Here is a 9991-nt window from a genome sequence, read left to right as displayed (position 1 = left end):
CCGGGGCGGAGCCGCTGGCCCCGATGACCGGGGCGGAGCCGGTGGCCCCGATGACCGGGGTGGAGCCGGCGACCCCGGTGGATCCGGGGGCCGGCGTGACAGTGGTCGGCCTCGACGCGGCGGGCGCTCCGCCGCATCCCGCGCTCGCGCCGGTGCTGGCCACCGCCGGGCTGGTCGTCGGGGCCGCGCGGCACCTGGCGGCGGTGCCCGTGCCGGCCGGCGCGGACACCGTCATCCTCGGGCCGCTCGTCCCCGCCCTGCACCGCCTCGCCGACGCCGTCGCCGCCGGGGTGCCGGCCGTCGTGCTGGCCAGCGGCGACCCGGGCCTGTTCGGCATCGTCCGGCGGCTGCGCGCGGCGGGGCTGCCGCTGCGGGTGGTGCCGGCGGTGTCCAGCGTGGCCGCCGCGTTCGCCCGCGCCGGCCTGCCCTGGGACGGAGCCGCCGTGGTCACCGCGCACGGCCGTGACCTCCGACCGGCGTTGAACGCCTGCCGGGCGCTGCCACTGGTCGCGGTGCTCACCGCGCCCGGCGCCGGTGCGGCCGAGCTGGGCGCGGGCCTGATCGGCTGGCCCCGCCGCCTGCTGGTCGCCGAGCACCTGGGCGCCGACGCCGAACAGATCCACGAGGTGACCCCGGAGCAGGCCGCCATCGGGACCTGGGCCGACCCGCACGTGGTCCTCAGCCGCACCGAACCCGAGGTTGCCGACGCTGCTCCACCCCGGGCGTCTGCCGGCGCTGCTCCACCCCGGGCGTCTGCCGACGCCGCCGCACCCCGGGCGTCTGCCGCCGCTGCCGCACCCCGGGCGTCTGCCGACGCCGTGCCCGATGCGGTCACCGCCGGTGGGATGCGCGTCGACAACCAGCCGGCCGCCGCGCCGGCCGGTGGGTGGGCGCTGCCGGAGATCCGGTACGCCCACCGCGACTCCATGATCACCAAGTCGGAGGTGCGGGCCCTCGTCGTCGCCCGGCTGCGCCCCCGGCTGGGCCGGCTGGTGTGGGACGTCGGCGCGGGCAGCGGCTCGGTCGGCATCGAGTGCGCCCTGCTCGGCGCGGCAGTGCTCGCCGTCGAGCAGGACCCCGAGGCCGGCGCGACCATCCGGGCCAACGCCACCGCGCACGCGGTCACCGTCCGGCTCGTCACCGGGCGGGCCCCGGAGGCGCTGGCCGGGTTACCCGAGCCGGACGCCGTCTTCGTCGGTGGTGGAGGCGCGGACGTCGTCGCCGCCGTGGTGGCCCGCCGGCCCGAACGGGTGGTGCTGACCCTGGCCGCCCTGGACCGGGTCGCACCGGCGCTGGGTCTGCTGCGCGCCGCCGGCTACACGGTCGAGGGCAGCCAGCTGTCCGCCGCCCGCCTCGCCGACCTGCCCGGCGGGTCGATCCGACTCGCGGCCACCAACCCGGTGGTCGTCCTCACCGGGGAGCGCCAGTGCCCGACCTGACAGGGACCACCAGCATCGGACTGGTGGCCGCCACCGCCGCCGGCCGCCGGCACGCCGACACCGTGGCCGCCGCATGGCCGCACGCCCGACTGGTCGAGGGGGACACCGTGGCCGACGCGCTGCGGTCCGCCTGGGCCGGCTGTGATGCGGTGGTCGCGTTCCTGGCCACCGGAGCGGTGGTACGGATCCTCGCGCCGCTGCTCGGCGACAAGCACAGCGACCCCGCCGTGGTGGTCGTCGACGAGGCGGCCCGGCACGCCGTGGCGCTGCTCGGCGGGCACGCCGGCGGCGGCAACGACCTCGCCGAGCAGGTGGGCGCACTGCTGGACGCCCGACCGGTGATCACCACCGCCACCGACGCCGTCGGTCTGCCCGGGCTGGACACCCTCGGCTGGCCGGTGCAGGGCGCGGTCGCCGCGGTGTCCCGGGCCATCCTGGACGGTGAACCCGTCCAGCTGATCGCCGACGCCGACTGGCCGCTGCCCGCCCTGCCACCGAACGTCCAACCCCCGGCCGACTCCCACCGGGACGGGGACACCCACGGAGCCGCCCGTGGGGACACCGCCGGCCGCGGGTACCGGCTGCTGGTCACCGACCGGGTGGTGCCGCTCGACGAATGGACCGCCGTCCTACGGCCACCGTCCCTGGTCGCCGGGGTGGGCGCGAGTCGGGGCGTACCCGCCGCGGAGGTGGCCGAGCTGCTGCACCGGGTGCTGGCCGAGGCCGGGCTGCACCCGGCGAGCCTGCGATGCCTGGCCAGCGCCGACGTCAAGGCCGACGAGGCAGGCATCCGCAGCACCGCCGACGCGCTCGGCGTACCCCTGGTGACCTGGCCGGCGCCGCGCCTGGCGGCGATCGACGTGCCGCACCCCAGCGAGGTGGTCCGCGCCGCCGTCGGCACACCGAGCGTCGCGGAGGCCGCGGCGCTGCTCGGCGCGGACGGCCGGACCGGCGACGCCACGCTGCTGGTCGACAAGACCGCGACGGCGATGGCCACCGTGGCGGTCGCCCGGCACGCCCCGCGCGGCCGGCTGGCCGTCGTCGGCCTCGGACCGGGCGCGCCAGACCTGCGCACCCCCCGCGCGGTGGCCGAGCTGCGCCGCGCCGCCGTGGTGGTCGGCCTGGACCAGTACCTCGATCAGGTCCGCGACGTGTTCCGCCCGGGCACCCGGGTCCTGTCCAGCGGCCTGGGCGCGGAGGAGGCGCGGGCCCGCGCCGCCGTCGCCGAGGCCGCCGCCGGCCGGGCGGTCGCGCTGGTCGGGTCCGGCGACGCCGGGGTGTACGCGATGGCCAGCCCCGCCCTGGAGTACGCCGACGAGCGGATCGACGTGGTGGGCGTGCCCGGGGTGACCGCCGCCCTCGCCGCCGGCGCGATGCTCGGCGCGCCGCTCGGCCACGACCACGCCTACGTGAGCCTGTCCGACCTGCACACCCCGTGGGAGGTCATCGAGCGACGGGTGACCGCCGCCGCCGAGGGTGACTTCGTGACGGTGTTCTACAACCCGCGCAGCCGGGCCCGGGACTGGCAGCTCGGCAAGGCGCTCGGCATCCTCGCCGCGCACCGCCCACCGGACACCCCGGTCGGTGTGGTGCGCAACGCCAGCCGCCCCGGCGAGCGGGTGCACCTGGCGACGGTGGCCACCCTCGACCCGGCGGTGGTCGACATGTACAGCGTCGTCGTGGTCGGCAACAGCGACACCAGGCTGGTCGCCGGCCGGATGGTCACACCACGGGGGTACCGGTGGCGGTCGTGACGATCGACGCGTGCCAGGGCTGCGGCGCGTGCCTGCGCACCTGCCCCACCCACGCCATCCGACCGGTCCCCGGCGGCCTGACGGTCCGCGCCGACCGGTGCACCGGCTGCCTGGAATGCCTGGAGATCTGCCCCGTCGACGCGATCAGCGTCGCCGCGTCCGACCCTTCCGAAGGAGCCCGATGAACCGGGTCGTGCACCCGATCGAGGTCGAGTCGTACCGCATCCTGCGCGAGCGCGTCGACCTGTCCCACCTGCCTCCGCTGACCCGGGCGGTGACCGAGCGGGTGGTGCACGCCAGCGCCGACCTCGCGTACGTCGACGAGCTCGTCTGCGACGAGGCCGCCCTCGAATCCGGTCTGGCCGCGCTCCGCGCCGGAGCGCCAGTGGTCACCGACGTGGCGATGGTCGCCGCCGGCATCACCCGAGCCGGCCTGGACCTGATCTGCCCGGTCGCCGAGCCGGCCGCCGCCGAGCTGGGCCGGTCGGCCGGGATCACCCGCTCGGCGGCGGCCGTGCGGATCGCCCTCGACCGGGTCGGCCCCGGCGCGGTCTGGGTGGTCGGCTGCGCGCCGACGGCACTTGTCGAACTACTCACACTGGACGCCGCTCCGGCGCTGGTGGTCGGCCTGCCGGTCGGTTTCGTGGGCGCCGCCGAATCGAAGGCGGCGCTGCGGGCCAGTGGCCTACCCGGGGTGTCCAACGTGGGCGAGAAGGGTGGTTCGGCGGTCGCCGCCGCCGCCCTCAACGCCCTGCTCTACGTCGAGGAGAAGTCATGACCGGATTGGTCATCGTCGGGCACGGCACGCGCAGCACGGCCGGGGTCGACCAGTTCGCCGCGCTCGTCGAACGGGTCCGCCGCCGCGGCGACATCGGGGACGTCGAGGGCGGCTTCATCGAGCTGTCCCGCCCGCCGCTGACCGATGCCGTCGGCGCGCTCGTCGCGCGCGGGCACCGCGCGCTGGTGGCGCTGCCGTTGGTGCTCACCGGCGCCGGACACGGCAAGGGCGACATCCCCGCCGCGATGGCCCGGGAGCAGGAACGTCACCCGGGATTGACCTACCGCTACGGCCGTCCGCTCGGGCCCCACCCGCTGCTGCACACCGCCCTCGAGGAACGCATCGACGCCGCACTGGCCGGTGCCGGCCAAGCCGGCACTGAGCCGGTGGGTGCCGACCGGGCCGGCACGTGGGTCGCGTTGATCGGGCGGGGGTCCACCGACCCGGACGCCAACGCCGAGGTCGCCAAGGTCGCCCGTCTGCTCTGGGAGGGACGCGGCTACGCCGGCGTCGAGCCGGGGTTCATCTCCCTCGCCCAGCCGTCGGTCCCGGCGGTGCTGGAGCGGCTGCGTCGCCTCGGCGCGCGGCGCATCGTCGTCGCGCCGTACTTCCTGTTCGCCGGCGTGCTGCCGGACCGCATCGTCGCCCAGTCGGCCGAGTTCGCCGCGGCCCACCCCGACCTCGACGTGCGGGTGGCCCAGGTGATCGGCGACTGCGACGCCCTCGCCGACCTGGTCCGGGAGCGCTACACCGAGGCGCTGGGCGGCGACATCCGGATGAACTGCGACACCTGCGCGTACCGGGTGTTGATGCCCGGCTTCGCCGACAAGGTCGGTCGCCCGCAACGCCCGCACGACCACCCCGACGACCCGGTCGGCCACCACCACCACGGGCACGACCACCACCACCATGACCACCACGAGCACGGGTCGGTCGCCGTGGTCGGCGGCGGGCCGGGCCCCGACGACCTGATCACGGTACGCGGGAAGGCACTGCTCGACGCGGCGGACGTCGTGGTGGTCGACCGGTTGGCCCCGCAGGGACTGCTCGCCGGCCTGCGTCCCGACGTGCTCGTGGTCGACGCCGCCAAGGTCCCCCGTGGTCCCTCGATGGCCCAGGAGGCCATCAACGCGGCGCTGGTGTCGCACGCCAAGGCCGGCCGCCAGGTGGTCCGCCTCAAGGGCGGCGACCCGTACGTCTTCGGGCGCGGTCACGAGGAGGTGCAGGCCTGCGAGGCGGCCGGGGTGCCGGTGACGGTGGTGCCCGGGGTGAGCAGCGCGCTCGCCGCACCGGCCCTCGCCGGTGTGCCGGTCACCCACCGAGGGGTGGCGCACGACCTCACCGTCGTGTCCGGACACCTTCCGCCCGGGCACCCCGACTCGCTCGTGGACTGGGCGGCGCTGGCCCGCGCCCGGGGCACCGTCGTCCTGCTGATGGCCGTCGACACCATCGCCAAGATCGCGGCGGTGCTGATCGAACACGGTCGCGCCCCGGAGACCCCGGTGCTCGCCGTGCAGGACGCCGGGCTGCCCGAGCAGCGGTCGGTGCCCGCCCGGCTGGACGAGATCGGTGCCGTGGCAGCCCGGGAGGGCGTCGGCCCGCCCGCCGTCTTCGTCCTCGGCCCGGTGGTCGCCCTCAGCGCCACCGGGCCGACGGGGTGACGACTACTCGCTGCGGGCGGTCTCCGGGCCGGTGATGCGTTCCAGCAGCGGCAGAGTGGAGGCGATGACACCGAGGCAGGCGGCCAACCCGACGACGATGATCAGGTAGAAGCCCGGCTCCGGCGCGACGAGGGTGTAGCCCATCTGCGCCCGCAGGAACAGGTGGGCGGCGAGCAGGCCCATGCCGATGGCGACGGCGGCGACGGCGAGCATCGGTACGGCACTCTCCAACGCGACGACCCGGCGCAGGACCCGCACCGGCGCGCCGCTGAGGCGTAGCAGGCTGAACGGGCGTCGGCGTTCGGTGAGGCCGCCGATCACGCTGACCGCGAGGCTGCACCCACCGAGCGCGAGGCTGGCGACGATGACGACGTTGGCCAGTTGCTCCCAGCCGCGCAGTGTGTTCGCGAAGTCCGACTCGAAGTCGCCGGGCACGTTCGGCCCGACCCAGAAGGTCGGGAAGGCGATCTCCAGCAGGGTGCGGGTGCGCTCGATCGCGGCGGCGGAGCCATCGGTGCCGACGACCATCGCCACCACCGGAAGCCGCTCAAGGTCGTCAACGGTGAGCGACGCGGCGGGCCAGACCGTCGCGGACGACGCCGACTCCCGCCAGCGGCTGAGGCCCAACGGCACCTCGATGACGCTCGCGCCGTCGGCGCACCGGCCGTACACGCTGGGCAGGTCGGTGCACGCGATCACCCCTACCTCACCGCCGTCCGTCATGGTCGGGTTCTCGCGGATGGCGGTCGCGGACCGCACGCCGGCGACCGCGCGCAGGTCGGAGACGAGCGCGTCGGGCACCGTCGGCACCTTCTCGTCGAAGACGGTGGTCACCGTCCTCGCGTCGGTCGAGCCGGTGGGCGCCGGGCCGCGGTTGGCGACGATCGTGGTGATCACGCCGACGGCCACGCTCGTCACGAAGAGCGCCAGCATGATGCCGCTGATCGCCCGGAAGCCGGCCTTCGGGTTGTCGGCGAGGCGTCGCGCGGCGATGAGCGTGGCCGGGCGGTTGGCGTAGCGGGCCATCACCCGGGCGCCGACCATCGTCAACCAGGGGCCGGCGACGACCAGGCCGACCATGATGAGCAGCAGCCCGGGCAGGAACACCGCAGCCTGACCGTCGGACGTCTCGGGCCGGAAGCCGATGGCGAAGAACAACACGGCGACACCGAGCAGGGCCGGGATCAACCGGTACGCGCCCGGGGTGCGGGGGGTGACCCGCCGGGTGACGCCGAGCGGCGAGATCCGTACCCGACGCAGTGAGACCTGGGCCGCCACCGCGGCGCCGGCCGGGACGCCGAGCGCCACCAGGAGGGCGTCCAGCACGCCCAGGGACATGTCGCTGGGGAAGAACGGCATGCCGGTGAACGGGATGCCCGCGAGCGGGTCGCGCAAGGCGTAGAACAGGCCGAAGCCGACGGCAGTGCCGGCGACAGCGGCGGCGGCGGCCTCCACGGCGGCGACCGTCGAGATCTGCCGAGGTGTCGCGCCCACCAGGCGCAGCGCGGCGAAACGCTGCTCCCGGCGGGCGGCGCTGAGCCGGGTGGCGGTGCCGATGAAGATCAGCACCGGGAACAACAGCCCACCGGCGACCACGCCCAGGATGAGGTTCACAGTGGTCTCGGGGAGGGCGGGGGTGTCGCCGACGCTGGTGACCTGTTTCGCGGCGGGTAGCTTGGCGACCTGGTCGGGGGTGCCGCCCGCGATGACGAGCAGGGTGTCCGGCGAGGTCAGCGCGGCCGGGCCAACGGTGCCGAGGTCACGCCCCGGGTAGCGGTCACCCAGTTGGTCGGCCGGGTGGTCGGCCAGCAGGTCCCGCAACGCGGGCGAGGCGTAGTACTCACCCGGCCCCGGAACGGCCGGGACACCGACCGGGGTGGGCGCGCTCGGACCGGTCGCGGCGACGTCGATCCGGATGATCTGCCTGCCCTGGAAGTAGTCCTGCCGGGTCGACCACCACAGCTTGTCGGCGCCGCCGGTCGAGGCGTTGGGATACATCGACGCGTACCGGGTGAGCTGTGCGTTCGTGGCGTTGACCCCGGCCAGGGTGGTCAGCAGCAGCCCGCTGCCGACAGCGACGGCGGCGGCGATGACGACCAGGCGGGTGAGCGCCTCACGACCGCCGGCCACGGCGAGACGGAGCCCGAAGCGGATCATGAGGCGACCCGGTCCGGCGCGTTGACCCGCCCGTCGCGGACCATGACCTCGCGGTCGGCGTACGCGGCGATCCTCGGCTCGTGGGTGACCAGGATGACTGTGGTGCCCTGCTCCCGGGCTGCGCCGACGAGCAGGTCCATCACCTGCTCGCCGGTGAGCGAGTCGAGCGCGCCGGTCGGTTCGTCGGCGAAGAGCACCTGCGGCTCGGCGACCAGGCCCCGGGCCAGGGCGACGCGTTGCGCCTGCCCGCCGGAGAGCTCACCCGAGCGCCGTTGCTGCAGGCCGTCCAGGCCGAGCCGCGAGAACCAGTCGTGCGCCCTGGGCAGCGCCTGCTTGCGGTGTACGCCGCTGAGGAGCAGTGGCAGCGCGACGTTCTCCACCGCGGTGAGTTCGGGGACGAGTTGACCGAACTGGAACACGAAACCGAACCGGTCCCGGCGCAGGCTGCTGCGCTCGGCCTCGGCCATGGCGTGCACCGAGGCCCCGTCGAAGAGGATCTCGCCGGAGTCGGGCACCAGGATGCCGGCCAGGCAGTGCAACAGGGTGGACTTGCCCGAGCCGCTGGGGCCCATGATGGCGAGGACCTCGCCCGACTCCACGGCGACGCTGGCACCGCGCAGGGCGGGGGTCTGGCCGAAGGAGAACTCGACGTCGCGCGCTTCGATCACGACACTCACGGCCGTACCTCTTTCCGCAGGGCGTCCAGTCGGGCGCTTGTCATCTCGATCCACCGGAGGTCCGCCTCCAGGTGGTATAGGCCGTGGTCGGCGAGTAGCGCGTCGACCAGGCTGCCGGCGCGCTTGATCTCGGTCAGCTCCCGCATGCGGTGCAGGTGCGCGCTGCGCTGGGTGTCCAGGTATTCGGCGGCGGGCCGGTCGAGCATCAGCGCGAGCACGACCTTGGCGAAGAGCACCGTCTGTAGGTGTGGCTCCGGGTCGACCGGCTGGGTGAGCCACTGCTCGACCTCGGTCGCCCCGACGTCGGTGATGACGTAGCGCTTGCGGTCCGGGCCGGCACCTGGGGCGACGTCGCTGATCACCACTTTGCCGTCCCGCGCCAGGCGGCTGAGGGTGGAGTAGACCTGGCCGAACGGCAGCGGCTTGCCGCGCCCGAAGAAGGCGTCGTAGTCGCGTTTCAGGTCGTAGCCGTGGCTGGGCTCTCGTTCGAGGAGGCCGAGGAGGGTCAGTGGCACGCTCATGCCAGGAGACTACACCGAGGGTATACCTCGCGTATATACCCTCAGGACGTTCTCGCTCGGCTCCTGGTCACCGGAGCGATGGTCAGGTCAGTTCGACAGAGCGCGGGCCAGGGCGTAGCCGGCGGTGGCCGCGACGAGCCCGGCCGTGACGCTGCCCAGCACGTAGGTGATCGCGAGGAGTCGGTTGCCGCCCCGGACGAGTCGCAGCGTCTCGTAGCTGAAGGTGGAGTAGGTGGTCAGCGCGCCGCAGAACCCGGTGCCGAGCGCCGCGGTGACCGCCGGGCCGACCGGCCACCCGACGAGCGCGCCGAGCAGCAGCGACCCGATCACGTTGACGGTCAGCGTGCCCCAGGGGAACGCCGAGTCGTGCCGGGACTGCACGGCCCGGTCGGTGAGGTAGCGCAACGGAGCGCCGACGGCCGCGCCCAGGGCGATGAGCAGGACGGTCATCAGGCCGTCCTCCGTCGCAGCGCCCGGGTGGTCACGGCGTCGCCCAGACCCACCGCGGCGAGCGCCCCGAGCAGCGTCGCGGCCAGGTAGACCAGCGCGGTGCCCGGAGCGCCCGCGACCAGCGCCTGCTGGACGTCGACCGCATAGGTGGAGAACGTGGTGAACCCGCCGAGCACCCCGACCCCGAGGAACGGGCGAGCCAGGGGATGCCCGCCGTCGAGGTGCCCGAGCACCGCCATCAGCACACCGATCAGCAGACACCCGGACGTGTTGATGCCGAAGGTCGCCCACGCAAACCCCGTGGGCGGGTGCGGTGCGACGTGCTGCAGGCCGGCCCGGGCCAGCGCGCCGAGCACCCCGCCGACCGCGATGGCGGCCAGGACCGTCGCGGGGCGCGCGGTCAGCTCACCCCGGTCGGCGGGGACCCGGAGGTCGACGTCGGGGTCGGTACGCGGGTCCAGCGGCTCTGCCACGGGTCACCAGCGTAGTGCCGCCACCGGCGGCCCGAGTGCGCTGCCGCCACCGGTGGCCGGAGTGCGCTGCCACCACCGGCG

The 9991-nt window shown here is 74.9% G+C and carries 10 protein-coding genes; 5 read left to right on the top strand and 5 right to left on the bottom strand.

The genetic code is table 11. From position 1 onward, the window contains the following. The first annotated feature begins 23 nt into the window (after positions 1-23). From cbiE to cobA, 5 genes are read left to right on the top strand one after another with little or no spacing between them, the layout of a single operon-like run. A complete protein-coding gene (gene cbiE / locus O7631_RS23475) occupies positions 24-1439 on the top strand; it encodes a precorrin-6y C5,15-methyltransferase (decarboxylating) subunit CbiE (protein WP_278148007.1) in 1416 nt (471 codons plus the stop codon). Next, entirely contained in the window at positions 1427-3193 is a 1767-nt protein-coding gene (gene cobJ, locus O7631_RS23470; protein ID WP_278146198.1) for a precorrin-3B C(17)-methyltransferase, read from the top strand. Before cbiE ends, cobJ begins: the two co-directional genes overlap by 13 nt. Next, positions 3181-3378 (top strand): 4Fe-4S binding protein, encoded by a 198-nt coding sequence (locus tag O7631_RS23465; RefSeq protein WP_278146197.1) that lies wholly within the window; start codon positions 3181-3183, stop codon positions 3376-3378. The genes cobJ and O7631_RS23465 overlap by 13 nt, the downstream gene beginning before the upstream one ends. Beyond that, a complete protein-coding gene (locus O7631_RS23460; protein ID WP_278146196.1) occupies positions 3375-3971 on the top strand; it encodes a precorrin-8X methylmutase in 597 nt (198 codons plus the stop codon). The genes O7631_RS23465 and O7631_RS23460 overlap by 4 nt, the downstream gene beginning before the upstream one ends. Further along, entirely contained in the window at positions 3968-5632 is a 1665-nt protein-coding gene (cobA, locus tag O7631_RS23455; protein ID WP_278146195.1) for a uroporphyrinogen-III C-methyltransferase, read from the top strand. Before O7631_RS23460 ends, cobA begins: the two co-directional genes overlap by 4 nt. Before the next feature lie 3 nt (positions 5633-5635). Here the strand turns inward: cobA and O7631_RS23450 are convergent, their stop codons facing one another. From O7631_RS23450 to O7631_RS23430, 5 genes are all read right to left on the bottom strand, one after another. Beyond that, positions 5636-7789: an ABC transporter permease gene (locus O7631_RS23450; protein WP_278146194.1), complete on the bottom strand. Its 2154-nt coding sequence runs from the start codon at positions 7787-7789 to the stop codon at positions 5636-5638. Continuing rightward, positions 7786-8466 (bottom strand): ABC transporter ATP-binding protein, encoded by a 681-nt coding sequence (locus O7631_RS23445; RefSeq protein ID WP_278146193.1) that lies wholly within the window; start codon positions 8464-8466, stop codon positions 7786-7788. Before O7631_RS23445 ends, O7631_RS23450 begins: the two co-directional genes overlap by 4 nt. Continuing rightward, on the bottom strand, positions 8463-8987 hold the full coding sequence (locus O7631_RS23440) for a PadR family transcriptional regulator (protein WP_278146192.1): 525 nt from the start codon (positions 8985-8987) through the stop codon (positions 8463-8465). Before O7631_RS23440 ends, O7631_RS23445 begins: the two co-directional genes overlap by 4 nt. Before the next feature lie 87 nt (positions 8988-9074). After that, a complete protein-coding gene (crcB, locus tag O7631_RS23435; RefSeq protein WP_278146191.1) occupies positions 9075-9437 on the bottom strand; it encodes a fluoride efflux transporter CrcB in 363 nt (120 codons plus the stop codon). Beyond that, positions 9437-9910 (bottom strand): CrcB family protein, encoded by a 474-nt coding sequence (locus O7631_RS23430; protein ID WP_278146190.1) that lies wholly within the window; start codon positions 9908-9910, stop codon positions 9437-9439. The genes crcB and O7631_RS23430 overlap by 1 nt, the downstream gene beginning before the upstream one ends. Positions 9911-9991: the final 81 nt, after the last annotated feature.

The sequence above is a fragment of the Micromonospora sp. WMMD967 genome, from assembly GCF_029626165.1.
In the GTDB taxonomy this organism is placed as follows: Bacteria; Actinomycetota; Actinomycetes; order Mycobacteriales; family Micromonosporaceae; genus Micromonospora; species Micromonospora taraxaci.
Note: the sequence above shows the minus strand (reverse complement) of the source record. Positions and strands in the feature narration are given on the sequence as shown.